At 46.3% G+C, this 25193-nt stretch carries 19 protein-coding genes; 6 read left to right on the forward strand and 13 right to left on the reverse strand.

Features of this window, described 5'->3' with window-relative positions; genetic code table 11:
• Positions 1-187 precede the first annotated feature (187 nt).
• Positions 188-2302, forward strand: a complete 2115-nt coding sequence (gene ppk1 / locus GJB61_RS16090; protein WP_154119696.1) for a polyphosphate kinase 1 — start codon at positions 188-190, stop codon at positions 2300-2302.
• Here ppk1 and GJB61_RS16095 read toward each other — a convergent pair.
• The 4 genes from GJB61_RS16095 to GJB61_RS16110 form a co-directional block, all read right to left on the reverse strand.
• The gene (locus tag GJB61_RS16095; RefSeq protein WP_154119697.1) at positions 2250-3779 is read right to left on the reverse strand and encodes a Ppx/GppA phosphatase family protein; all 1530 of its coding nucleotides are present in this window, start codon (positions 3777-3779) and stop codon (positions 2250-2252) included. The genes ppk1 and GJB61_RS16095 overlap by 53 nt on opposite strands.
• A 111-nt stretch (positions 3780-3890) precedes the next feature.
• A complete protein-coding gene (locus GJB61_RS16100; RefSeq protein ID WP_154119699.1) occupies positions 3891-4613 on the reverse strand; it encodes an amino acid ABC transporter ATP-binding protein in 723 nt (240 codons plus the stop codon).
• Positions 4600-5259 carry an amino acid ABC transporter permease gene (locus GJB61_RS16105; RefSeq protein WP_154119701.1) on the reverse strand — a complete coding sequence of 220 codons (660 nt, stop codon included), beginning with the start codon at positions 5257-5259 and terminating at the stop codon, positions 4600-4602. Before GJB61_RS16105 ends, GJB61_RS16100 begins: the two co-directional genes overlap by 14 nt.
• Before the next feature lie 107 nt (positions 5260-5366).
• Entirely contained in the window at positions 5367-6179 is an 813-nt protein-coding gene (locus GJB61_RS16110; protein ID WP_154119702.1) for a transporter substrate-binding domain-containing protein, read from the reverse strand.
• A gap of 342 nt (positions 6180-6521) precedes the next feature.
• On the opposite strand from GJB61_RS16110, the gene GJB61_RS16115 reads away from it, so the two are divergent.
• The gene (locus tag GJB61_RS16115) at positions 6522-8267 is read left to right on the forward strand and encodes an alpha-glycosidase (protein ID WP_154119705.1); all 1746 of its coding nucleotides are present in this window, start codon (positions 6522-6524) and stop codon (positions 8265-8267) included.
• A gap of 96 nt (positions 8268-8363) precedes the next feature.
• Here the strand turns inward: GJB61_RS16115 and glgA are convergent, their stop codons facing one another.
• Positions 8364-9788 carry a glycogen synthase GlgA gene (gene glgA / locus GJB61_RS16120; protein WP_154119706.1) on the reverse strand — a complete coding sequence of 475 codons (1425 nt, stop codon included), beginning with the start codon at positions 9786-9788 and terminating at the stop codon, positions 8364-8366.
• Between the two features lie 48 nt (positions 9789-9836).
• Positions 9837-11756 carry a 1,4-alpha-glucan branching protein GlgB gene (glgB, locus tag GJB61_RS16125; protein ID WP_154119708.1) on the reverse strand — a complete coding sequence of 640 codons (1920 nt, stop codon included), beginning with the start codon at positions 11754-11756 and terminating at the stop codon, positions 9837-9839.
• 216 nt (positions 11757-11972) lie between these two features.
• Between glgB and GJB61_RS16130 the strand changes: the two genes are divergently transcribed.
• Entirely contained in the window at positions 11973-13196 is a 1224-nt protein-coding gene (locus GJB61_RS16130; RefSeq protein WP_154119710.1) for a glucose-1-phosphate adenylyltransferase, read from the forward strand.
• Between the two features lie 87 nt (positions 13197-13283).
• Here the strand turns inward: GJB61_RS16130 and GJB61_RS16135 are convergent, their stop codons facing one another.
• The 6 genes from GJB61_RS16135 to GJB61_RS16160 form a co-directional block, all read right to left on the reverse strand.
• Positions 13284-14357, reverse strand: coding sequence for a GNAT family N-acetyltransferase (locus GJB61_RS16135; protein WP_154119712.1), 1074 nt, complete (start codon positions 14355-14357; stop codon positions 13284-13286).
• Positions 14358-14391: 34 nt separating this feature from the next.
• Positions 14392-15819 carry a sensor histidine kinase gene (locus GJB61_RS16140; RefSeq protein WP_195724354.1) on the reverse strand — a complete coding sequence of 476 codons (1428 nt, stop codon included), beginning with the start codon at positions 15817-15819 and terminating at the stop codon, positions 14392-14394.
• On the reverse strand, positions 15816-16514 hold the full coding sequence (locus GJB61_RS16145) for a response regulator transcription factor (protein ID WP_154119716.1): 699 nt from the start codon (positions 16512-16514) through the stop codon (positions 15816-15818). Before GJB61_RS16145 ends, GJB61_RS16140 begins: the two co-directional genes overlap by 4 nt.
• Positions 16507-17796: a hypothetical protein gene (locus GJB61_RS16150; RefSeq protein WP_229521843.1), complete on the reverse strand. Its 1290-nt coding sequence runs from the start codon at positions 17794-17796 to the stop codon at positions 16507-16509. Before GJB61_RS16150 ends, GJB61_RS16145 begins: the two co-directional genes overlap by 8 nt.
• Before the next feature lie 21 nt (positions 17797-17817).
• Positions 17818-18543, reverse strand: a complete 726-nt coding sequence (locus GJB61_RS16155) for a phosphonate ABC transporter ATP-binding protein (RefSeq protein ID WP_154119720.1) — start codon at positions 18541-18543, stop codon at positions 17818-17820.
• 90 nt (positions 18544-18633) lie between these two features.
• A complete protein-coding gene (locus GJB61_RS16160) occupies positions 18634-19812 on the reverse strand; it encodes an MFS transporter (protein ID WP_338115876.1) in 1179 nt (392 codons plus the stop codon).
• A gap of 138 nt (positions 19813-19950) precedes the next feature.
• On the opposite strand from GJB61_RS16160, the gene GJB61_RS16165 reads away from it, so the two are divergent.
• The 3 genes from GJB61_RS16165 (at position 19951) to GJB61_RS16175 (ending at position 22540) form a co-directional block, all read left to right on the forward strand.
• A complete protein-coding gene (locus tag GJB61_RS16165; protein WP_154119722.1) occupies positions 19951-20868 on the forward strand; it encodes an ArsR/SmtB family transcription factor in 918 nt (305 codons plus the stop codon).
• 45 nt (positions 20869-20913) lie between these two features.
• On the forward strand, positions 20914-21672 hold the full coding sequence (locus GJB61_RS16170; RefSeq protein ID WP_154119723.1) for an HAD family hydrolase: 759 nt from the start codon (positions 20914-20916) through the stop codon (positions 21670-21672).
• 97 nt (positions 21673-21769) lie between these two features.
• Entirely contained in the window at positions 21770-22540 is a 771-nt protein-coding gene (locus GJB61_RS16175) for a DsbA family protein (RefSeq protein WP_154119725.1), read from the forward strand.
• 88 nt (positions 22541-22628) lie between these two features.
• Here GJB61_RS16175 and GJB61_RS16180 read toward each other — a convergent pair whose 3' ends face one another.
• Positions 22629-24887: a type IA DNA topoisomerase gene (locus GJB61_RS16180; RefSeq protein ID WP_154119727.1), complete on the reverse strand. Its 2259-nt coding sequence runs from the start codon at positions 24885-24887 to the stop codon at positions 22629-22631.
• Between the last annotated feature and the right edge of the window lie 306 nt (positions 24888-25193).

The following is a 25193-nucleotide window of genomic DNA, read 5'->3' on the forward strand; positions in this document are numbered from 1 at the left end:
TCGCAGCGATTTCTCACTAAAAAGGTTACATAACTTTAATTATGTCAACTAATTATCAATTTATTTATAAAATTCAAATAAAGTACCTAAATATTTTACACAGCGTTAACAATTCCCCCTTTGTCAAAAGGTAGAATAATAGAATACGATAGAGAATATTAGATAATGAATCATACTTGGAGGGTCCATGAATACAGAAGAGATAAAAATCAACCAGAGTAGTCCAGCTACTGCTTACCTCAACAGGGATTTAAGCTGGATCGAATTTAACCGTCGCGTGCTGCAGGAGGCACAGGACCCAGACAATCCACTTATGGAGCGGGCCAAGTTTCTGGCGATCGTATCCAGCAACCTGGATGAATTCATCAGTGTCCGTGTAGCCGGAATTCAGGATCAGATCAGAGCGGGCTACATGAAAAAAGATTTCACGGGTTACACGCCATCAGGACTGCATAAACGCTTGATCAAACGTGTCAGCAAAATTATTGCCGACCAATACCGCACGTACCAGGGCATCACACGGGGTTTACATAAAGAAGGTGTGGTATTTGTTAATTACGCGGATATGACCAACGCCCAGGAGCAGTCTATCGAACAGTATTACCGAGACATCATATACCCAGTGCTTACGCCGATGGCTGTCGATCAAAGCCGGCCTTTTCCGCTTGTCCACAGCCAATTCATTTATCTGGCAGTTGTTCTTACAAGCAAGAACAGCAATGAAGAGGAGCCATATTTTGCTATTTTGCAAATACCGTCCAACTTGCCAAGGTGTATCCCTCTTCCCTACCGCGCTAATAGCAAGAAACGGCAGTTTGTCTTCATCGAGGATGTAATCAGACAGCACATTCAGACGTTATTTAGCGGCTATGAGCCAGTGGCTGTTAATGAGTTCCGTCTGACCCGTAACTCTGACCTGACCATCGATGAGGAAGGTGCAGAGGATCTGCTGGAGGAAATCGAAAAAGAACTGCGCAAACGGCGGCGAGGCGTTCCTGCCCGTCTGGAGGTACAAAAAGGCATTCATCCCTACGCCTTGGAACAACTGCAGGCCGAATTTGAAATCGAAGACTTCGTTTTTGAAATTGAAGGACCGCTTGATCTGAGCTTCCTGCGTAATTTTGCCGGAAGTCTGAAAGGCTTCAGCTATTTGCATTACCCGCCCATCGAGCCTCTCTATCCGGCTGAATTTGATGAGAACGAGGATTTCTTCGAGGTACTGCGCGAACGTGATGTGTTGGTCTACCACCCTTATGAATCGTTTGACGCCATGACAGACTTCATCACTCAAGCTTCCGAGGATGAACAGGTAATGGCCATTAAAATGACACTCTATCGGGTAAGCGGCAAATCTCCACTAATCACCGCTCTGGCGAACGCCGCAGAATCAGGCAAGCAAGTAACGGTAGTAGTAGAGCTGAAGGCCCGCTTTGATGAAGAACGGAACATTGCTTGGGCACGTAAGCTTGAGCAATCGGGCTGTCACGTTGTTTATGGTCTGGTCGGTCTCAAAACTCATGCCAAAATTACGCTGATTGTCCGTCAAGAAGGCAATGAGTTACGTCGTTACGTGCATGTAGGCACAGGCAACTACAATGATAGTACGGCCAAGGCCTATACCGACATTAGTTTGTTCACCGCCCAAGCAGACATCGGACTTGATGCTTCAGAATTGTTCAATCAGATGACCGGTTATTCCGCTAATTATGACTGGAATTCCTTCATCGTTGCACCAACCAATATGAGCCAGTCCTTGCAGAACTTAATGCATCGAGAAGCTGAGCATGCTGCTGCGGGTCGGCCTGCACGCATCATTGCCAAGATGAATTCACTGTCGAATCAACAGGTTATTGATGATTTGTACAGCTCAGCTCAGGCTGGTGTGTCCATAGATTTGATTGTACGTGGCGTTTGCTGTCTGCGTCCGGGGATCGAAGGCTTAAGCGAGCGAATTACTGTTCGCAGTATCGTTGACCGTTTTCTGGAACACTCGCGTATTTATTATTTCGAGAATGGTGGCAACCCAGAGGTTTATCTATCAAGTGCTGACTGGATGACGCGTAACCTTACCCGGCGGATCGAGCTGATGTGCCCTGTGCGTGACACCAACATTCGGAAACAGATTGTCAAGATTCTCGAACTGTCTCTCAAAGATAATGTGAAATCCAGCTTCCTGCAGGCTAATGGATATTATGTACGTGCGGACGACAAAAAGGCCCCATTCCGGAGCCAGTTCGTTGCCATGGATGTTACCCGTTGGAAGGAAAGCCGAGCTTTACCTTTACCGACCAAGCACTCCTGAATGCCTTCAGAGCGTTCTCAATGTCTTCCAGACCGATCAGAAGTGCTGGAGCGCCCTGCAATTCAAGACTAAGGTTATTGCCGTGCAGATCAGCCTTCAAGTCGCTGACAATACCAATCTCGCTACTGTCCAGTGCAATACTTAGTTGGACAAGAGCACCTAGCTTATGAATCAACTCATCGTCGGAAGCTAACAAGATGTCCTTATGCAAGTTGGACATTTTCTGCTTCCGGCTTTTTGTGCTATAGGAAGCAATCAATGCGCAGAGGATGAGCTGGCGGTGCGTGAGTCCGCGAATTGGTGAATTCATCAACCAGTACCGCGTATGCCGCTTGGATTGATAATAATTAATATTGGTTCCGGTGCGATGAAGCATTGTGGCCACATAAATCAACATATCCTGTTCTACCTTATCTCCCTCTACCGTAAAGGCTTCAAACAGACTATGAGCCAGCTTGTAAATGTGATCCAAATGCCTTTTTGAGGTGCGGATATCAAAGCGGATGATAGTATTTAGGCTATATTCCAGCGCACTGTCCCTTACCGGCTCCTCTGGCTTCAGCAGATCATGCAGCATGCCCTCCCGTAAACCTTCCCCACTGATCACCGAAGAACTGGCTCCTATATACTGATATACCGTATGAAAAATAATTAGGCCCGACACGATGATATCGGCACGGCTCTTGGACAGCCCGTCCAGCTCCTTGCGCTTCTCAAAAGGTGTTAAGGGCAAAGTCGCCATAAAGTGCTCAATGGTCTCGGTAGGCATGGTATACCCATGCGAATTCTGCAATGAATAATCCCGTGTTTTTTGATCCAGCTTACCCAATGAACGAAGTGTCCCTCCTAGACCGAATAAAGGTAGTTCCGAACCTGTGCTCAACCATTCATGCTCGACCAGCCTGCCGATAACATAAGCCTGAAGCTTATGTACTTGCTCAGCAGTCCAATTGCCGCCTTGGCCGAACATACTATTAGTGTTCACAGCTCCGAATGGGAATGAGATACTATGCTGATAACGCCGTCCACGAAAAAGCGTAATCTCCGTACTGCCGCCGCCAATATCGATGACGAAACCATCTTCTACATCAAAGGCATTGATAACACCAAGGAAACCAAAATAGGCCTCCTGATGTCCGCTGATTACTTCGATGGGGATGGAGGTTGCCTCAGATAAAAATGTAATAATCTCCGCCGAGTTTGCCGCATTGCGAATCGCCGCTGTAGCTCCAGCACGGACTTTATCGACTTCAAATTCATCACAGATCTCCTTAAACTGGCGCAGGACCGGAATAATCGTCTCCATGTCACGCTGCTCCAGCCTGCCCTCCTTCGTAATCTTCTCACTCAGGCGAGCAGAATACTTACACTCCTTGATAATCTTGTAACCGCCTTCCGAGGTCGTATCATAGATCACTAGGCGGATGGAGTTGGAACCAATATCGATAATGCCTATTCGGCAAAGATCATCTCTCATGCGTATGTACTCCTTTACAAGTTGTTTGACCCCTAATTATACATGGTTTGGGTCTATAAACCAAAAATAAAACGACCGCCGGAAGCCATCTCCGAGGCCGTTCAATTATATTTATAGAACCTTGCTCAAAAAATCTTTTGTGCGAACATGCTTAGGGCTGCCGAATACTTCTGTCGGTGTTCCCTGCTCGACGATCACACCGTCATCCATGAAGAGGATACGATCACCCACTTCGCGTGCAAAGCCCATCTCATGGGTGACTATAACCATAGTCATACCAGCCTCTGCCAGCTTCTTCATGACTTCCAGCACCTCGCCGACCATTTCCGGGTCCAGCGCCGAGGTAGGTTCATCAAAGAGCATCACATGCGGCTGCATCGCCAGCGCCCGGGCGATAGCGATCCGTTGCTTCTGTCCACCGGACAATTGGGCTGGATACACATCCTTTTTATCCTCCAGACCTACGGTGCGTAGCAGTTCAACAGCAATTTTTTCTGCTTCACTGTGCTGTTGTTTTTTCACTTTAAGCGGAGCCAGCATAATATTTTGCAGCACGGTTTTGTGTGGGAACAGGTTGAATTGCTGAAAGACCATCCCCATTTTCTCACGAGTCACATTGATATCATGCTTCTTGGTTGTAATGGAATGACCTTCGAAGGCAATTTCACCACTTGTAGGCTGCTCAAGCAGATTCAAGCAGCGTAGCAAGGTGCTCTTTCCAGAGCCACTGGGGCCGATAACTACGACAACCTCACCCTTTTTAACCTCCAGATCAATACCTTTCAATATTTCTAGCTTTCCGAAATACTTATGCAGGTTCTTAACGGCGATCATCCGTATTCAGCCTCCTTTCCAGTCTGCCTAATATCTTGGACAAAGTAAAAGTCATCACAAAATACATAAATGCGATAATGAGTAAGGGTGTTAATGCTTCATAAGTAATGGTTGTGACCGTTCTCGACTGGAATAACAGATCGGCCACTCCAATCATGGAGACGATGGATGATTCTTTAATAATGGTAATAAACTCGTTGCCAATCGCTGGCAGGACGTTTTTCAGCGCTTGTGGCAGGATAATATAACGCATGGTCATGCCTTGTCTCATTCCGAGCGAACGGGCGGCTTCCATTTGACCACGGTCAACCCCTTGTATTCCTGCCCGAAAGGTCTCAGCCAGATAAGCGGAGCTGTTGATCGATAAAGTAATGGCCCCGGATTCTATTGGGGAGAATTCAATACCAAACACCGGCAAACCGTAGTGAATGAGAAACAGCTGCACCAGCATTGGTGTACCGCGCAGGAATTCCACCCAGGCGGTGGCTATGAACCGTAGTGGCCAGAAACGTGACATTCTCAACAGAGCGACAGCAATTCCCAATACAAATCCACAAAAGACACCAATGACTGCCAGCAGCAGCGTGTACTGCAGACCGGATAAGAAGAAATTCCGGTATTCATAAGCAAGATTAAATATATTCATGATTTCAGCGTGACCTCCTATCTCCAAAAAAATAGAAAACAGCGGATCACCGCTATTTTCTGTATGGTATAACCCTTATCTGCAAGCTGCTATCATTTGAACTCAAATTATTTGCTTACAGAAAGTTCGCTTGCTGCCGTTACATATTGCTCAATCTTACCTTCCGATATCAGGTGGGTCAACGTCCCATTTACTTTATCAAGCAACTCTGTATTGCCTTTCTTAATCCCAATAACATAACCGTTGTCTTCAACGACAGGTACAGCGTCTGTAATCACAAGTCCTGGAACATTCTTCACAAAAGCCTTTGCTACAGGTCCTTCCATAATAGAAGCATCTACACGGTTAGACTGGAGCTGCAGAATGATCTCGGAAATTTTGCCTAGAGATGTCAGTTTGGCACCTTCAATCCCTTTGGCGATATCTTCCTGGATTGAACCGGTCTGAATACCGATTTTGGCGTTCTTCAAGGAATCCATCGTCGCAAATTTATCTTTATCCGCTTCCCGCACCACAACTGCTTGATCGGCTTTATAATAAATATCTGAAAGCTCAACGGCTTTTCTACGATCTTCGGTTGGACTCAGTCCAGAAATAACAATATCCACTCGTCCACTCGACAGTTCATTCAACAGTGAATCAAACGGCAAATCCTTGATTACCAGCTCAGCACCCATATCCTTAGCGATATCCTTGGCGATATCAATATCAAAACCAACGATTGTATCCTTGCCATCTACTACTTTGTGAAATTCATAGGGTGGAAAATCTGCGCTTGTACCCATCGTAAGCGTCTTGGTCGCTCCAGTGTTAGTATTGCCAGTTGCAGCAGAATCATTATCATTCTTATTAGAACCACAGCCGGAAAGCAGGCCTACCGCCAATAACATTCCTAATGATAGTTTACCCCATTTGTTCATTTCTATATCTCCCCTATTCTCTTAAGTTCTCTATGTTGTCGCATTGACCGATTTATTATAAATCACAACGCATGAATATGCAAAGGCATTTTTGTGACAACCTCTGTCAGTTTTTGAGTAAAAATTCAGAGAAAGGAATTTAATTGTGCTGAAACAGCTATTTTGCACACACTATTAAAAGAAGTATATACTGATTTCATAACCTTTTATTCCTCATTGAAGTATCCGCATTTGGTTCATACTGCGACTCTCCAGGGTATTAACTTGCTAATGCGACAGTTGCCGGGACGCCATCTTAAGCCCCTTATGTCTTTTCCGTACATTCATTTTGGAGGTGCTGTCATGCTTTTGGAAGCTTTGTACCATGTTCCCCGTGACAAGTGGGCTTACGCCTACGATACAGAAACTATACACCTGCGCGTTCGCACCAAACGGAATGATGTAGACTGTGTTGTGGCCTTGACTGGGGATAAATATGATTGGGACCCTACTTATTATGAGATTATGATGGAAAAAGCGGCTTCAGACGATATGTTCGATTATTGGGAAGCAGCGGTCCGTCCGAAATACAAACGTTTGTGCTATACCTTTCGCATCAGCGCCGGTTCTGAGAATATTTATTTACTGGATAATGGTGTCCACCAGGAATGTCCACAACCGCCGAATCATTACTACGAATTCCCTTACATACACAGTATTGATTTGTTCACGGTGCCTGATTGGGCTAAGGACGCCGTCTTTTATCAGATTATGACTGAGCGGTTCGCTAAAGGTGATCCTACTATTGACCCGGAGGGTACGGAGGAGTGGGGTGGCATACCAAAGCTGGATAACTTTTTTGGCGGGGATCTGCTGGGAGTTCTGAACCACCTGGACGATCTGCAGGAGCTTGGTATCAACGCTATTTATTTCACCCCCCTGTTCCTCTCCCCCTCCAATCACAAATACGACATCGTAGACTATAAAAAAGTTGACCCTCACTTCGGGAGCAATCAACTATTGAAGCAGCTTGTAGCGGAGTGCCACAAAAAAGGAATCCGCGTCATGCTGGACGCCGTATTCAATCATTGCAGCGATAAATTCCCGCCGTTTCAGGATGTTTTGGAGAAGGGTGAATATTCCGTTTATAAGGATTGGTTTCACATGAACTCTTTTCCGGCCGAGATTATCGACGGTATTCCTACGTATGACACGTTTGGTTTTTTTGGTAATATGCCCAAGTTCAATACCGCTAATCCCGAGGTTAAATCTTATTTGCTGGAGGTCGCCGAATATTGGATTAAGGAAATTAAAGTGGACGGCTGGCGGCTGGATGTGGCTAATGAAGTGGACCATCATTTCTGGCGCGATTTCCGCAAAGTCGTGAAGAATGCCAATCCGGAAGCCTATATTGTCGGCGAGGTTTGGAGTGATTCCTTGACCTGGCTGCTCGGAGACCAATTTGATTCCGTGATGAATTATCCATTCTCTGGAACGGTGCTGGAGTTCTTCAACGGCGGCATGAACGGAGTTACGTTCGGTCACCGGATTGGGGCTCTGCTGATGCGATACCCGCAACAGACGAATGAAGTCGTCTTTAATCTACTGGGCAGCCATGATACGCCTCGCCTGCTCACCTGCGTAGGTGAAGATAAACGCCGTCTGAAGCTGGCTGTTGTCTTCCTCTTCACCTTTATGGGAACACCCTGCATTTATTATGGCGATGAAATTGGCCTGAGTGGGAACCAAGATCCCGATTGCCGTAAATGTATGGAATGGGAGGAAGAGAAGCAGGACCGTGAGCTGTATAACTTCTACCGGGGGATGATTGCTCTGCGCAAAAAGAACAAAGCCCTGCGGGAAGGTCGCTTCCGCATCCTGCAGGCCCATGAGAGCAACTCCTGCATCGTGTATGAACGGGCCGATACAGTCAGTCATTTTACGATCTGGATGAACAATGGATCGGAGCCCCGCACACTTAGCCATCCGATGGAGACAGATGATTGGCTGGATGCAATGACGGGTCACCCTGTTGTCCCTCAAGACGGAATGATGAATATATCCCTTGATCCGTATGGTTACCAGATATTATGCCGTTCTCTTGAGTAGATTCACACTCGCAACGAAACAGCAAACAGCAAGCTTCCATTTCTCGGAAGCTTGCTGTTTTTTGAGCTATAATTCAGAACTTTCTGAAATTTGTCGTCATTCCGTAATATCCTCGTAAATATCAATGTACTGCTGTGCGGATACGTTCCAGCTGTAATCACCGGAGAAGGCATTTTTGGTGACCTTTTTCCAATGTTCAGGTTTGCTGTAAAAAGATAGAGCACGGCGAAGTGTGAACATCATATCATGAGCGTTGTAGTCTTTGAACGTAAAGCCGTTGCCTGTACCCGTCTCCTCATCGTACGCGTGCACGGTATCATTAAGTCCACCCGTCTCCCGCACGACCGGAATGCTGCCATAACGCAGGGCAAGCAGCTGGCTGATGCCGCAAGGCTCGAACTTCGAGGGCATCAGGAACAGATCGCTGGCTGCATATATTTTGCGGGATAATGCATCGTTAAACAGGATTTGTGCCGACAGCTTTGTTGGATAACGCAACGCGGCCTCACGGAACCAACGCTCATACACTTCGTCTCCTGTTCCGAGCATCACGAACTGAACATCATCATAGTACAGAAGTTCATCCAAGACGCGAGTCAATAGATCGAGTCCCTTGGAATCAACCAGTCGAGTCACCATCGCAACCATTGGTATATATGGAGCTACAGGCAAGCCCAATTCTTGCTGCAGACCCAATTTGTTTTCTGTCTTCTTCGCCAGATTGGAGCGGTAGCGTGAGAAGATTTGCGGGTCCGTTGCCGGGTTATAGCTCTTAGTATCGATGCCGTTAACAATACCCGTCAGATGATCCGCACGTGAGGTCAGCAACCCCTCCAGTCCATACCCATAATACGGGGTACGGATTTCTTCCGCATAGGTTGGACTAACTGTGGTTACGTGATCGCTATACACGATACCACCCTTCATGAAGTTAATGCCCCCATAATATTCCACTCCGCCAAAGTAGCTGCTGTTTAGTCCAAGCAGCTCACCCAGCACCTCATAGGGGAACACCCCTTGGTATAACAGGTTGTGTATAGTGAATACAGTGCGTATATTGCTGTAAAAAGGATTGTGGCGATAATGTCCTTGCAGCAGCATTGGAATTACCGCGGCATGCCAGTCATGACAGTGGAGCACATCAGGCTGGAAATCGATGGCCTCCAGGCATTCCAGCACCGCCCGGTTATAGAACGCAAAACGTTCTCCATCGTCCATATAGCCATAAATTCCATCTCTTCCGAAATAATACTCATTGTCAACAAAATATACCGGTATACCCTCATACACTAAACGCTCGATACCACAGTATTGATTGCGCCAGCCCAAGGGAACATAGACTTCAGTGATATGCTCCATTTGTGAGGTGAATTTTTCTGGAATGCCACGATATTTAGGTATTATCACCCGTACATCTACTCCGGCGCTCTTCAGCGCCTTGGGTAAGGCACCAATGACATCGGCCAGCCCGCCCGTTTTGATAAATGGATGTGCTTCAGCTGCAGCAAATAACACTTTCATTTGTTATCCCCCTAAAATTTACAGTTTCTGAACTAAGTCAATAACTAGCTATGATTTACCTTTACGTCCAACTTTCTTTAACACCAGAAAGCTTAACGCCGGTAGTGTTAGCTCGATACTATTCAACTGATTATGCCATTCCAGCTTGCTGCTCTGTATTGGAGCATTATGCACTCCTGAACCGCCGAACTCTGTATTCTCAGAGCTGAAGATCTCTTCGTAAGCCCCTGGACGGGGAACACCAATACGGTAGTTGAGACGTTGCATCGGTTGGAAGTTAATAATAAATATCAGCGTATCCACAGGCTTCTTGCCCCTACGGATGTACGAGACAATACTTTGTCCGCTATCGTCCGCGTCAATCCACTGATACCCCTCCAGATCATGATCCAGCTCCCATAATGCTTTTTCAGAGAGGTAGAGCTTGTTGAGTTCTTTAGTATAGGCTAGCATACGTTGATGGCTCTCATATTCAAGCAGCAGCCAATCCAACTGCTCCTGATCCTTCCACTCGATAAATTGGCCGAATTCACTACCCATGAACAGCAGCTTTTTGCCGGGATGGGACATCTGATAACCAAGCAGTTGCCGTAATCCAGCGAATTTCTGTTCATAGGAACCTGGCATCTTGTCCAACAAAGACTTCTTGCCATGCACAACCTCATCATGCGATAAAGGCAAGGTATAATTCTCCGCGTACGCATAACAAATCGGGAATGTCAGCAGATTATGATGATGCGGACGCGCGCTGAATTCATGTTCTATGTAACCCAGTGTGTCATTCATCCAGCCCATATTCCATTTGTAGTTAAAGCCTAACCCACCCTCATGAACAGGGGCAGTAACCCCAGGCCAAGCACTTGATTCCTCAGCCATCATCAATGCTTTAGGATAATAATGAAAGATAGCCTTGTTCAGGCGCTGAATAAAGCTGATGGCTTCAAGATTCTCCAAACCGCCATTCGCATTATGACGATATTGATGGCTCTTCTTCTCAAAGTCAAGGCGCAACATACTCGTGACAGCATCCACACGCATTCCGTCAATATGGTATAGATCAAACCAAAATAGCGCATTGGAGATCAGAAATGAGGATATTTCAGGCTTGCTGAAATCAAAGGAAAGGGTCCCCCAGCCTGGCTTCTCAGCTAACATCGGATCGGCATATTCATAAAGCGCGGAACCGTCAAACATTCGCAGACCATGAGCGTCCTTGGCAAAATGGGCCGGAACCCAATCCAATATCACACCTATGCCTGCCTGATGAAGATGATCAATCAAATACATTAGTTCATGCGGCTCACCATAACGGCTTGTTGCTGCAAAATAACCTGTTCCCTGATAGCCCCATGATAAGTCGTATGGATGCTCTGCGAGCGGCATGAATTCTACGTGGGTATAGCCCATTTCCACCAAATAGGGGATTAACAGTCCAGCAAGTTCCTGATAAGTGTAGAATTCACCGTCTTCCTTCTGACGCCAGGTTCCAAAATGCATTTCGTAAATATTCACTGGTTGATTGTACGGGGACTTATTCTTGCGCCGCCAAGCTGCGTCTCCCCACTGGTAGCCACCAAGCTCTGCAACAACGGATGCAGTAGCTGGACGGACCTCAGCTTTGAAGGCAAATGGATCAGCTTTTAGGAAGCTTGTACCCTCTGCGGTCGTAATCCTGTATTTGTAAAAAGTTCCCGGCTCAATCCCCGGAAAAAAACGACTCCAAAATCCTGAATCGGGTATCTTATATAACGAGTCCATGTTCTGCGTTCCGTCCCAGCCATTATGGTTGCCCGCTAGTCCTACATATGTCGCATGAGGAGCCCACACGGTAAAGCGTACGCCGGAAATGCCTTCTTCAGCGGCAGTGTGCGCGCCCAGCATTGAATAGCTGCGATAATTCGTGCCTTCATGAAACAAGAAAATATCATCAGATGACGGGAGGGTTTCTGTTGTTGGTGTCTCAGCCAATTCATCACCACCTTTTCATATAGGATGCACCTATTACATTACCCGAATCTAATCCATTTGAAAATGATTTGCTGGTGAAAAGCTATGTTTTATGGTTGAAAAAAAGGTTCCTGTAATTTTTTCTGATTCATAGCAATATATTTCACCTATGCCGTTTCAAGCGCTTGTCGAAAGTTTATATTACAAGCATTGACAAAAAAATGGGAGGGATAACAAATGAGTAAAAAACAATGTATCGCCATGTTATTGGCAGGTGGAGAGGGTCGCAGATTGGCACCTTTAACCGCCAATATGGCTAAGCCTGCAGTCCCTTTCGGTGGACAGTATAGAATCATTGATTTTCCCCTAAGCAATTGTGTGAATTCCAATATTGATACTGTCGGCGTACTGACACAGTACGCAGCCGAATCCCTGCATCAACATATTGGAGAAGGTGAGCCGTGGGGGCTCAACTCCAATGTAGACCATGGAGTCACCTTGCTTCCTTCAGGTATTGAAGGTAGAGAGAACTATTTGGGAACCGCCGATGCCATTTATAAAAACCTTGAATTTATCGACAGTCATAATCCAGAACATGTATTAATCCTGTCGGCAGATCATATTTACCATATGGATTACCGCACAATGCTTGATTATCATCACAGTAAAGGCGCGAAGGCTACGATCTCCGTCATGGAGGTTCCATGGGAGGAAGCCAGCCGCTTTGGTGTAATGAACGTGAATGATGAACTGAAAATCTCTGAATTTGCGGAAAAACCAAAGGTTCCAAAGAGCAATTTAGCTTCAATGGGCATCTATCTGTTTCGTTGGGACTATCTGAAGGAATATTTGCTGCGCGATGCTGCAAATCCAGCTTCCAGCCATGATTTTGGTAAAGACATCATCCCAAGTATGCTTGACAGTAATGACGACTTGTTCGCCTACCGCTTCGAAGGCTACTGGAGAGATGTAGGAACTGTGAGCAGTCTCTGGGAGGCCCACATGGATCTGTTACAGGCTGATAACGGCTTTCAGATCGATAATACACGCTGGCCAATGTATAGCCGGGCCCGCCGTCCCAAGCTTGCCGTTCATAAAGCACGTGTTCAACTTCCAGCTACAGATTGCCTTGTGAATGAATTCAGCACCATGGAAGGCAGCCTATTCCGTTCGGTCATCTTCGGAGGTGTGGAGATTGGTAAACTGTCCCAGATTAAACAGAGCGTGATTATGCCTGGTGTACGTATAGGCCGTGGTGTACAGATCGAAAATGCCATTATCGGCGAAGGCGCCGTCATCAAAGATGGAGCCATTATCAAAGGCAGTTCAGACAACATTGTTGTTGTAGGGCCTCATGAGATCGTAGCTGCTAAACCGGTCATCCGTACCCAACCTTCCCGTCTGCTTCAGGATGTATATGAGAAAACTGGACGACTGCGGGCCGAAGGCCTTCCATCATAAATAATCACAACACATCTGAGTTCCAAAAAATATAAAGGGGCTGCTGCAACGGTCGTACCAGACCTATGCAGTAGCCCCTTCGTTTATCTATATACCTCTCCACTCTCGATCCAACAGGCTCATCTCAATGCAATCCACATATTGCTCGCCGAACAATGCTGCTTCTCGTTGTATCCCTTCACGCACAAAACCCGATGCTTCGTAGCATTTCAATGCTGCGGTATTAAAGGCGAAGGCACCAAGCGACAGGCGGTGAAGACCTAAGCTGTCAAAGCCAATCCGCAGGACTTCTTGAATCATACGCTGTCCAAATCCTCGCCCTTGATACTGTGGATCTACCACCACCCGGCCGATCCGGGCGGAACCATTAACCCGATCAATTCCAGCAAGACTTAAATGACCGACCACTTGCTGTGTTTCTTTGTGCACTGCACTGTAGATTAATATAGTGGATTGCCCGGTATCGTTAGCACCATTCATATATTCTTTAAGCTGCTTATCGACCAAAGGAAACGAAAGTGAAGGGCCTGCCCACTGCTTGAGAAACTCTGGCGAAATGCTCCAGCTTTTCACAGAATCAAAATCAGCCTCAGCAAAATAGCGCAGAAGTAGTTCATCTGAATCAGCTGATTTTTTAAAATGCTCATACAGATTAACTAAACGGCCCCCGCCAACATCATTTATCCCCATATAGTGAAAACCCAGACCCTGATAAAAACGGTTGAGCTTTATATTACTAGCTAAGGTATCAAATCGAAGCGACTTATACCCTAGCTCCTGAGCTAGATCCGCAGCATACATCAGCAATTGCCGCCCAAGCCCTGCTCCACGATAGGGCTCAGCTACGGCCAAACGGTGTAAATAGGCATATGCTTCATCATTTCTAGGGCCCCAGTACTGTGGATCACTGAACTGCAAGGTGAACATTCCAGCTACATTCTCACCATCCAAAGCCATATAAACATGTCTATCCATAAAGTATCCGGCAATATCCAGCTCATTAAATTGAGTGGGTGACCATTGCTTAATCCCCTTGCTCTCCATCCACATTGCTGCTTCTCGCAGTAGCTTCAGGACATCTCCCGCTCGATCGATATCTGCGCGAATTATGCTAATTGAGCTATGCGGAGAATGACTGTCTCCGGAAGCCTGCACATTCATTTCTTCGCCTCCTAATTCCCTCACAAAATTCACGTTATAATTGGCCTTCAGTGACTATCATTGAACTGGGAAGTTCATCCGTTAGAGGCAAGATGACAGTGACCTGCGTTCCTTTGCCAAGCTCACTGTTCATCTCAATTTTGCCGTGATGAAGCTCTACAAGCTGCTGAGAGATCGCCAGTCCAAGTCCGGTCCCCCCATTTAAAGCATCCACTTGAAAAAAGCGGTCTCTTACTCTGGAAATATGATCGTCACTGATGCCAATTCCGCTATCACGGACAATAATGGCAGTCTCGCTAGCTGAAAAGCGCTGTGCGGTAAGTACAATGCTGGAATCTTCGTGGGAAAACTTCACAGCATTATCAACCAGATTTAAAAATACTTGTTTCAGTCGATTGGCATCACCTTTGACATAGATCGCTTCGTCGCATTCAAGCAGCAAGACAATCCGCTTTTTCTCTGCTTTGGCCCAAATGTTAAGTATCGTCTCTTGCAGCAATACCTTAACATTCACAATGCCGATTGAAAGCTTCATCTCATTCTGTTGCAGCTTGGAGAAATCCAGTATCTCTTCTACCAGACCAATCAACCGATCGCTTTCTCTGGAGATAATTCCCATACCAAGCTTAGTTTCTTCCGGATCATAACCACCTGAGATTAAGGTCTCACTCCAGCCTTTGATACTGGTCAGTGGTGTTCGAAGTTCATGAGAGATCGAGGAAATAAAATCATCCTTAGTCTGATTGCTTCGCACAATTTCCTCGGCCATATAATTCAGCGTAGCCGCCAAATCAGCGATCTCATATTTGTAATTACCTTTAATACGTGTATTAAATCTGCCCTTTGCCATTTGCGCCGAAACCGCCGTAATATTATTGAGCGGCTTCACTATAGAGTTAGCCAGTCCAAAACTGAAAAGAACAACTATGGCCAGTACAGCAACACCGATACCTATGGACAGCAGTGTAAGATTCAGCAGGTCTTCGTTAATACCTTCAACTGAAGTGAGGTACCGAAGGATATAAGCATCACGGCCGTGGATTTGCAGTATTTTGGAAACCGCCATCACACTCTCATTGGTTCCAGGCTGTTTGCCTACCCAACGACCGATGCTGCCACCTGCTGCTTCCGGTACATCGCTGGTTGTAATGGTGCGGTCTGGTTGAAAACCGGTAGAACTGGTGACCATATCACCTTTTAACGTCAGCACTTCCAGCTCCGTATTGCTCAGCGAAAACCTGTCCAGCAGGTCCTGCAGCTGAAACGGCGCATGCTCACCCAAAATCTGATATTTCTGGAAATATTCAGCCGTACTGATATGTGTCGTGATTTTGTTATATACACTGTCATAATAATTCGTTCGAATGGCAAGCAAAAAGATAACTTCCACCAGGAGAAGCGCTAAAGAGACTACAAGTATATAGTGCAGTACGATCTGTCTGCGCATCCCCTTCTTTATCATTGTCCTTGCCCTTTCCATTTGTAACCGTGCCCCCATACCGTTTGTAAGAATTCGGGCTCTGACGGATTATTCTCTATCTTCTGGCGAAGACGGCGGATGTTAACATCCACAATCTTAGGATCGCCCATATACTCCTTGCCCCACACATGATCAAGCAGCAGATCGCGGCTAAGCGGTGTGTTTTCTTTTTCAAGGAAAAATTGGATAAGTGAGAATTCAGTAGGCGTAAGTTCGATCGCGTCACCGTTGCGTTTAAATTGCTTGGAAATAAGATCTAGTGTAAAGGGTCCCGAATGAAAAGAAACTTTGGCCGACTGCTCCCGATGCACATTAACCCGGCGCAGCAGTGACTGAATACGAGCGATCAGTTCCGTTGGACTGAAAGGTTTGCTGATGTGGTCATCAGCACCTACGGACAAGGCATAGACCTTATCTTGCTCCTGAACCTTGGCCGTTAGAAAAATAATACCCAACCGTTCGTTGGTCTCCCGTATCCGTCGACACACTTCAAACCCGTCAATACCTGGAACCATTACATCCAGCAGAGCAATATCAATATCAGGGATTGTGGTCAGCTTGTGCAATGCTTCATTGCCGTCAGCCGCCTCTAATACTTCAAAGCCATTTCGTTTCAGGTTAATTACAATAAAACTGCGGATGGACTCCTCATCCTCTAGGATCAGAACTTTACTCATCTATTCCCTTCCTCTCGATAGGTGAAGCAATCTTGTTGCTGCTTCCCCCATTTGTACTCTGTTCCAGCTTCCCGCGGTACCCAATGATTTTATCGGCGTCACGACCCAACATCTCCCAGCCTGCACCTTTGACCCGCTCCCACTCCAGCGATGAAAAGAATGAAACCTCAGCAACCGTCTCTCCAGTATCTGACATGATGAACTTGAGTGATTTATTCTGAACGGACTTGGTATCCACCGTCAGATTCCCATGCCATTCCGGAGAGAACTTGATAATGAAGCGGTCCGCAGGATCACGATATTGCTGCGATGTAAAGACCAGACCGTCTTTTCCATCCCACTTGTAATAGGAATTGAAATAAGGGATCGTCTCTGGGTCAAAATACTCCCAACCCTTCGGTGGCTCAAGCAGGCCAATCTCAATGATGCCATCCCCATCAATATCTTCACTGTCGATACGCTGATCCTTAAAGGTACGGGCATCACCAGGGATTACTACACGCAGCATGTTATTCTCCATAACTACCATATAAGTATAAGCAGAATGGGAATCTACTGCGGCATCCAGTACGATACCTTCTTTGTCCTCGGCAACTTTTCCTGCGACAATATTGTAATAATTATTAAAATAAGGGTCTAGATCGTCCAGCTTATCCAGTACATTGAAACCATCGTTATATTGATATGTCGTTATAGTTGCAAATTCATTACGTTTAAAAGAGACCACCGTAATATCTTCAATGCCGTCTTCATTTAAATCATCCATTATATATTTCGTATAAGGCAGTGTCAGCACTTCTTCCAGTGATCCGCTGGAATAACTGTAGACTACCAGTCCTTTTTCTTCACCGCGGGAATACCCCGTAATAATATCCAGCTTGCCATCGCCCGTGACATCTTTCAAATCAACCGATTCCAGTACCGTTCCGTCACCATCGAAGACAAGCTTCTTTACCCAGGAATCCCCTTTCTTCTCCAGTATCATTCCATGTATCTGTACAGCTTCGTCCGGCGTCTCGTAAAAGACTATAGTCTCCATAACTCCATCCTTATTCAGATCTTCAGTGAAGATTGAACTGTCGTCGTCATTGGCCGGACGGATCAGTGTAGAGCCTGGTGGATTAAATGAATTAATAGCAGCCATAAGCGTAGCTTTATCTGCAGACAGCTGCGGCAATTTCATCTTGGAAACAGGATCACTGATGAAAGTACAACCCGACAGGACGGTTAGCGTCAAGGATACGACCGCAAGGCGCCTCAGACTTCGTATATTCAATTTCATCACTCTTTCCATGTTCGTAATTCACAGATTGATACGCTCCTGAGAGGTTAGGCGACGTCCTTTAACATCATGTTTGATACGGCCGTCCTCCAGCACCCACAGACGCGTTGCATAACGTTCAGCCAATTCTATAGGCAATACCGTCACTATGGTAAGGCCTGTCTCCTTACATAGCTTGCGCAAGGTTTCCATAACGCTATCCGCTGATTTCGGATCAAGCCCTGTTACCGGCTCATCTGCCAATATCACCTTGGCACCATGAGTCAATGCACGAGCTATCGCTACACGCTGGCGTTCTCCGCCGCTGAGCTGGCTCGTCTTCATCTTCGCTTTATCGAGCAGACCAAGCGCATCCAGTTCATCCATCGCGCCCATATAATTGTCTGAGCGCACCCTACCCGTAACCATACGCCACAATGGGGTCTGAGCAGATTGGCCGATCAACACATTCTTCAATGCCGTTCGGTTGGGGTTCAGCTCCGCATTCTGCTCCAGATAAGCCCACTCCCGACGAATCTTGCGTTTACCCCCGAACATATTCCCCAGAATATTGGTACCATCAACCCTGAAATTCCCTCTGTCCCATTTCTCTCGCAGTGCAAGACAACGCAGCAGCGTGGTTTTGCCGCTTCCGCTACCTCCAAGTAGGGCTACAAGCTCACCTGTTTCTAATTGAAAGCCAATATCTTGCAGAACCGGGTTCTTTTCTTCCCCTACTGCTTTGGCTAAATGTTCAACTGTAATCATTTATCAGCCTCTCCTGTCCTCATCGTTACTTCTATAGTGTACTCTGAAAGCGAGATCAAATTCCATGCGATCATTCGTTCTTATCTTACCTCAAATTTGCTGCCGTGGCGAGAATAATAACCCCATTAGTCCGAACATGATATATAAAAGGCCCATTAAAGCAAATACACCACTCCCCCAGCCATATTCCAGCAATAAGCCGCCGACGCCCGGACCTAGAATGCTGCCTATACTATAATGAAAGGAGGATACCACATTGGCGGCAGGAAGCAAGTTACGCGGTAAGATATCTGCAGCAAAGCTGAGACCCAATGAGAAAAACGACCCTACCAGTCCACCTGCGAACATAAGCAGCACTAATGTCGGCAGGAATCTGTCAGCTGCGAGCGGCAGCAGGGCAAACGCCAACCCTCCACCGACCCCGGAGAGAATCAGAATCTTTTGGCGCCCATACCGATCACTCCATATCCCGAGCGGAAGCTGCAGCAGCAGCCCTCCAATGCCTGCAAAAGGCAGCAATGCAGCAATCTGATCAGCAGTATAGCCGATGCGCAGACCATATACCGGAAAATTACTGTTCAGACTTGCCTCCATATAGCCGTATAAAAGTGCCGGAATTAAGGCATACCATGCGAGACTATAGCTGCGACCAAATCGGCGGGCTTGCCCTTCTCCACCTGCCACTTTCTCCGGATGGGAATCTGGCAGCTTCGCGGCAACTAGCAGCAGTACAAGCAGAAATAGAAAGGCAATCACAAGAAACGGTGCCGCTTGGCCGAAACGCAACAGGCTGATTCCAAGTGGCCCCAAGCTAAAGCCTAGACCATAGGACATCCCGTACAAAGAAATATTACGTCCGCGGTGCTCGGATGGTGTCATAAGCAGCACCCATAACTGAGCAGCATAATTAATAGCAGCATCGCCGATCCCTACTAGCAGGCGCAGCAAGAACCATGCCTTAACGCCCGGAAGCAGCGGAAACAGAAGCAAACTAACGAATACCAGGCTAAGTCCCGCGGCAATCAGTTTTTTGAAACCGATGGCACCAAGCGTCCGCTCAGCGACCAAAGTCATGCCAAATGAGCCAATATATAAGGCTGCAGCATTCAGCCCGTTGATGGACGAAGTGACCCCTTTTTGCTCCAAAAGAATGGACAACACAGGAAGCAGCAGCCCTTGGCTGAGTCCTGCAGCGATAATTACGGTAATAAGAATCATGTAATTCCGTTTGCTATTGAGATGAACTGATGTTGAATGCCTGTCTGACACGGATGAATCCCCCTATGATCTACAATGGTTATAATAAGTTACGCAATTGGCAAACACGGAACATTATAGTGGACAACCCTCTTCAAAACAAGAGATAATATATAGAAGTGACGGATTTCTCAGGGGGTGCAAGCTTACATGAACTATGAATTAAAAATTGATGTATCACCGGTCTATGAACTGCTGGACAGTTTCATGTTATATGTAACCAAGAAATGGATGTCGAACCTGGATCTCGGTCCAGACTGGATACGCGATCTGGAAAGTCGAATCCCACCCCAGAAAGTAACAGAACTGCTGCAGGCATCCGAGTGGCCTTTTGACGATTATGATGTGCTATACGCTTGGACTTACAGCCGGGGTCCAGCTATAAAGGTGCTGCAATTCTTGGACGAACTGGATGCGGCCTCATTGGAAGATTGCTATCAGCAGACTTTGCCGTTTCTTCCTAACTTCACACTTGAAGAATGCCACCGAATTAAATCCGGCTATATTCCGCTCCTGCGACTATGGCATGATCAATATTTCCGTCATGTGGAGAACAAGATTCTGCCGTTATTAATTGCCGATGCCTCAGAGAAGAAGATGCTTGAGAGCAAGATGGACCCCGAGGCTTTAATCGAGTACGCCTCTAATGGTGTTATCTATGAAGATATTCCAGATCTTAAGACCATTGTACTGCTGCCCACGGTACATAATCGACCCATTAATACTTATTGCTTCTACAAAACACTAGTGATGGTTCAGTACCCCGTAGATGTTCCTTTAGATAACGAGGATGAGCCTCCTACAATGCTGCTGCGTATGACCAAAGCACTGTCAGATCCAACACGGCTCAGGCTGCTGCGTTATGTCGCCCACGAACCCAAAACGTTATCGGAGATGCAGTCCGATCTGAACCAGTCCAGGGAAATGCTGATGCACCACCTTATGATCCTGCGGGTGGCCGGCCTGCTGCGCATCCATGTGCGAGGAGAATATAACGAACGCTTCAGTATCCGTCCAGACGGAGCTTCAGAGCTCCAGATGTTCTTAGAATCCTATATTCGTTTATAATAACTAAAGACGCACTTAGAGATATAGATTGGAGGAGTGAGCAACATGAAATATTTAACACAACAAGTTATCTTTGATCTGGATGATACCCTAGTCCATTGCAACAAATATTTCGATCTCATTCTGGGGCAATATTTAGAAATGATGACTGACTGGTTTCAAGACTTTGAACCCACCACCAGTGAGATCAGGAGTAAACAGACCGAAATTGATGTTGAAACGGTCAGCTCCAGTGGATTGGCCAGCGACAATTTCCCTAAATCCCTGATTGCTACCTACCGATATTTCTGCGCTAAATATGGCCGGCCGGCCGAATCTTTTCAGGAGCAGCAATTAATGAAGCTTGGTCTTAGCGTCTATGATCAGGAAATCGAAGCCTATCCAGGCATGGTGGAAACACTCGATACCTTGAAACAAGACGGTCATGACTTGTATTTATATACCGGCGGGGACGATACCATCCAGCAGCGCAAGATTGAACAGATGAAACTTGATATTTATTTCGATGATCGGATCTATATCCGCAAGCATAAAAATGTGGAGTCGCTTGAGAGCATACTTTCCTCCCGCAGTTTCGACCGTAAACGGACCTGGATGATTGGCAACTCCTTGCGGACGGACATCCTGCCTGCAGTGACTGCCGGCATCAATAGCATCTATTTGAAGCAGCAAAAAGAATGGCTGTACAATCTAATTGAGCTGCAGCATGAAGTACAGCAAGCTATTTTGACCATTTCATCCATCAACGAGGTTCCACCAGTTATACGTACAGCCATTCAACAGCAGAATAAAAGTCACGGATAAAGCATTCAAAGCTTAGTGTTACAAATGACATAGGCTTTCTGCCGCCGGTATGTTTATACTATTTGAGTAGTTTTCATATGGCGCAGGAGGAATGCAAATGAATAAGAAAGCAAATAAGAATGTGAACCGGAACAGAAATTCCAAGGGAGTTTCGAACAACAAGAATTTGATGCTCATGCTTTCAGCAGTCGTTGTTGTTATCTTGATTGCGGTATTTTTCTACTTCAACATCACCAACACACCCACCAAAAACAGCGATTCTTCCGACCTGGATAGTTTACCTAACTACACGGATGTAAAGGGCACTATTGTTGTGGATGGGCTGAAATATGAGAAGCAACCCCATCTGGGCAACACTGAGGCCAAGGTAAAGATTATCGAATTCGCAGATTTCAAATGTCCTGCCTGCAAAAAATGGACTGAGCAGTATCAAGACACCTTTATTAAGGATTATGTAGACACTGGTAAGGTTGAGTTCTTCTTCATGAACTTCGCCTTCATTGACCGGGACTCCTATCTTGCTGCAAGTGCGGGTGAGGCTATTTATACGCAAAGCAATGAGAAGTTCTGGGAATATATGCACAAGCTGTACGCCAATCAGGGTGATGAGACCAAAATTTGGGCAACGCAGAAGTTCATTCTAAAATTCGTTAAAAATAATATTGATGGCATTAATTATAACCAGTTCGAGACAGACCTCAAGAACCAGACCTATATGTATGATGTTAAAGAAGATTTCAAAATCGCTGGTTCCTATGGCGTCAATGGTACGCCTAAATTTATGGTCAATGGTGTTTTGCTGCCGGACTCCTCCTACGAGGGTTTGACTGCGGCTATTGATGCCCAACTGGCTGCGGCGGCAAATTAATTGTTTTTTCGCGATGAACCCCACATGTAAAAAGCAAGTCTCCACTACACTGGAGACTTGCTTTTTTTGTTGCTATGCTTGTTTATACTTACTCAACTATCAGTTGGCCCGTATCCTTATTGTTCAGCACAAGCTTGCCCTCCAGAGGCGATCCATCTTCAGCAGCAAGCTTAAGTTTCCCCGTACGACCTTTCTCAATTAACGCTTTAACCTGCGTGTCACTAAGAATTCGTCCATGATTCTCTTTCCAAATCACAAACTTACAGCCTTCTTTATAATGTGAGCAGCCGTAGCCTTTGCGACCCATAAAGATCATCCCGCCACAGCCGGGTCGTGGACAATTTCCGATGATGGTTGGGCCTTGGTATGGGGCAGCTGTGCCAACTTCCCCATCCACTTTGCGCTTTCGCGGCGCTACCGGTTTATCCGCTGCTTTACGGGGGGAAGCACTACTGCTTCCACCTTTAGCAGTGGTTTTCGTAGAGGGTGTTTCTCCTTCAAAGGAGGTTTTGGCCGCTCGGGATTGCACTCGGACCTTATCTACAATCATGGAGGCAAACCTTTTGACATTCTCCATAAATTGTCCGTCCGAGGCCGTCCCTCTAGAAATTTCATTCAAGCGGCGCTCCCATTGTCCGGTCATCTCCGGTGAAGTCAGGAGCTCAATACCGGCCCCGCGAATAAGTTCGATAACCATCCTGCCTTTTTGAGTAAGCGCGATTTTTTTGCCCTGCATTTCGATGTAACCGACATTTTTGAGCCGTTCAATCGTAGCTGCACGTGTAGCAGGAGTGCCCAGTCCTGAGTCCTTCATGGCATCGCGCAGTTCTTCATCCTCAATCTGCTTGCCCGCACTTTCCATCGCTTTTAGCAAGGTTCCCTCATTAAAATGTTTGGGAGGTTGAGTATCCTTCTCTTTGACTACAGCATCACTACAAAAGATTTCTTCCGTCGGCGCGATGGAGAATGGCTCGTTGACCTCTATTTCCTCATCCTCTTCATCATCCTTCGACTTCCCCTTAGCAGGCTTTACCTTGTCCTTCTTCTGGTCCGCATAGATAACTTTCCAGCCCAGGCTTAACAATTCTTTCACTGTAGTTTTGAACTTCTCATCCTCTACGTCGGTAATAACGGTATGCACCTTATATTCTGCGGCTGGATAGAACTGCGACAGAAAGCGGCGCACGATTAAATCGTACAGCTTTTGTTCATCTGAACTTAAGCCTGAAGGTCTCCGGTTCGTAGGCATGATGGCATGGTGATCCTCAACCTTGGTGGGGTTGCAGATGAATTTGTTGCCTTTATGGACCAGATTCCGGTTCGCGCCCTTCACCCATTCGTCATAAGTCGTTCCTTGCAGCGCCGAAAGTGTTTTGTGCATTTCCGGAATATTGGCTTCCGTCACATAGTTGGAGTTCGTCCGCGGGTACGAGATGGCCTTATGCTTCTCATAGAGCGCCTGCGCAATATCCAACGTTTTTTTGGCGGAAAAAGCGTACTTGCCATTCGCCTCCCGCTGCAGCAACGTCAAATCGTAGAGCTTGTTCGGATATTCCTTAGTTTCTTTGACCTCATAAGAGGCTATCCGCCCCGGTTTCCCCTTTACCTTAGCAGCTACAGCCTCCGCCTTCGCCCCATCAGTTAATCGATCTCCCTGCCACATCCCTTTATAGGTAATGTCATTCTGCGTGAAATGACCTTCCACTTCAAAAAATTTCAGTGACGAGAACGCCTCAATGATCTTCTGGCGGTCATAGATCAGGGCAAGCACCGGGGTCTGCACTCTACCCACCGACAGCAGCACATTATGCTTCGTGGTGAAGGCACGTGAACCATTCATTCCGATCAGCCAGTCTGCTTCGCTACGCGCTTTGGCGGCCTTGGTCAGGTTCTCGTACTCTGCCCCATCCTTCAGTTCCTGAAACCCTTTGCGGATCGTCTCCGGCGTCAAGTCGGAGATCCACAGCCGCTTCACAGGCTGGTCCAGCTGCAAATGCCGCTGAATGAGCGAAAAGATATGTTGTCCTTCCCGCCCGGCATCGCAGGAATTCACCAGCAGATCACTGCGTTTAGCTAGCTCACCGATGACCTTAAGCTGGTCTATTGTCCTTGCATTAGGCACCAGCTTGAACGTCTCGGGAATGATTGGCAGATCATTAATATTCCACTTTTTGTATTTAACATCGTAAGCTTCCGGCTCCGCCAGGCCGATCAGATGCCCGATAGCCCAGGTGATAATGTATTGCTCCCCTTCGAGATAGGAACGGTAATTCTTGGCCTGCGGTTCTATTGCGGCGGCGATATTCCGCCCCATATCCGGCTTTTCCGCAATAATGAGTATCTTCAAAAACAATCGCTCCTTACCTTTTCGTTCTCAAGTCCAAAATACGTCCAGTAGTCTATTATACCATCAACCTCTGTATTTTCTAATGTATTCCTCAAGAGAGGCAAGCTCAATTTCTAGTCATGTTACTGTATGATCGCCTGTTTGGCATGAGAAACAAATGATTACTCTTATATATTTATAGCGTTTTTTATATATATTTTCTTCATTTTTGTAGATTATCATTTGAAATAAGCAGATTGACCTAATAGATTAATGAAATATAATCCAATTACATTTTTCAGTAATTAATGCAACCAAGGGGGAAAT

Source organism: Paenibacillus monticola (assembly GCF_009664975.1).
GTDB classification, from domain to species: domain Bacteria; phylum Bacillota; class Bacilli; order Paenibacillales; family Paenibacillaceae; genus Paenibacillus_AQ; species Paenibacillus_AQ monticola.

What these genes read in the sequence shown, in the direction of transcription:
- GJB61_RS16130 (WP_154119710.1), top strand. Translation starts at nt 11,973, where the DNA reads ATGAGTAAAAAACAATGTATCGCCATGTTATTGGCAGGTGGAGAGGGT.
- glgA (WP_154119706.1), bottom strand. Translation starts at nt 9,788, where the DNA reads ATGAAAGTGTTATTTGCTGCAGCTGAAGCACATCCATTTATCAAAACG.
- GJB61_RS16100 (WP_154119699.1), bottom strand. Translation starts at nt 4,613, where the DNA reads ATGATCGCCGTTAAGAACCTGCATAAGTATTTCGGAAAGCTAGAAATA.
- GJB61_RS16105 (WP_154119701.1), bottom strand. Translation starts at nt 5,259, where the DNA reads ATGAATATATTTAATCTTGCTTATGAATACCGGAATTTCTTCTTATCC.
- GJB61_RS16165 (WP_154119722.1), top strand. Translation starts at nt 19,951, where the DNA reads ATGAACTATGAATTAAAAATTGATGTATCACCGGTCTATGAACTGCTG.
- GJB61_RS16155 (WP_154119720.1), bottom strand. Translation starts at nt 18,543, where the DNA reads ATGATTACAGTTGAACATTTAGCCAAAGCAGTAGGGGAAGAAAAGAAC.
- GJB61_RS16145 (WP_154119716.1), bottom strand. Translation starts at nt 16,514, where the DNA reads ATGAGTAAAGTTCTGATCCTAGAGGATGAGGAGTCCATCCGCAGTTTT.
- GJB61_RS16175 (WP_154119725.1), top strand. Translation starts at nt 21,770, where the DNA reads ATGAATAAGAAAGCAAATAAGAATGTGAACCGGAACAGAAATTCCAAG.
- GJB61_RS16095 (WP_154119697.1), bottom strand. Translation starts at nt 3,779, where the DNA reads ATGAGAGATGATCTTTGCCGAATAGGCATTATCGATATTGGTTCCAAC.
- GJB61_RS16140 (WP_195724354.1), bottom strand. Translation starts at nt 15,819, where the DNA reads ATGATAAAGAAGGGGATGCGCAGACAGATCGTACTGCACTATATACTT.
- GJB61_RS16170 (WP_154119723.1), top strand. Translation starts at nt 20,914, where the DNA reads ATGAAATATTTAACACAACAAGTTATCTTTGATCTGGATGATACCCTA.
- ppk1 (WP_154119696.1), top strand. Translation starts at nt 188, where the DNA reads ATGAATACAGAAGAGATAAAAATCAACCAGAGTAGTCCAGCTACTGCT.
- GJB61_RS16115 (WP_154119705.1), top strand. Translation starts at nt 6,522, where the DNA reads ATGCTTTTGGAAGCTTTGTACCATGTTCCCCGTGACAAGTGGGCTTAC.
- GJB61_RS16150 (WP_229521843.1), bottom strand. Translation starts at nt 17,796, where the DNA reads ATGAAATTGAATATACGAAGTCTGAGGCGCCTTGCGGTCGTATCCTTG.
- GJB61_RS16110 (WP_154119702.1), bottom strand. Translation starts at nt 6,179, where the DNA reads ATGAACAAATGGGGTAAACTATCATTAGGAATGTTATTGGCGGTAGGC.
- GJB61_RS16135 (WP_154119712.1), bottom strand. Translation starts at nt 14,357, where the DNA reads ATGAATGTGCAGGCTTCCGGAGACAGTCATTCTCCGCATAGCTCAATT.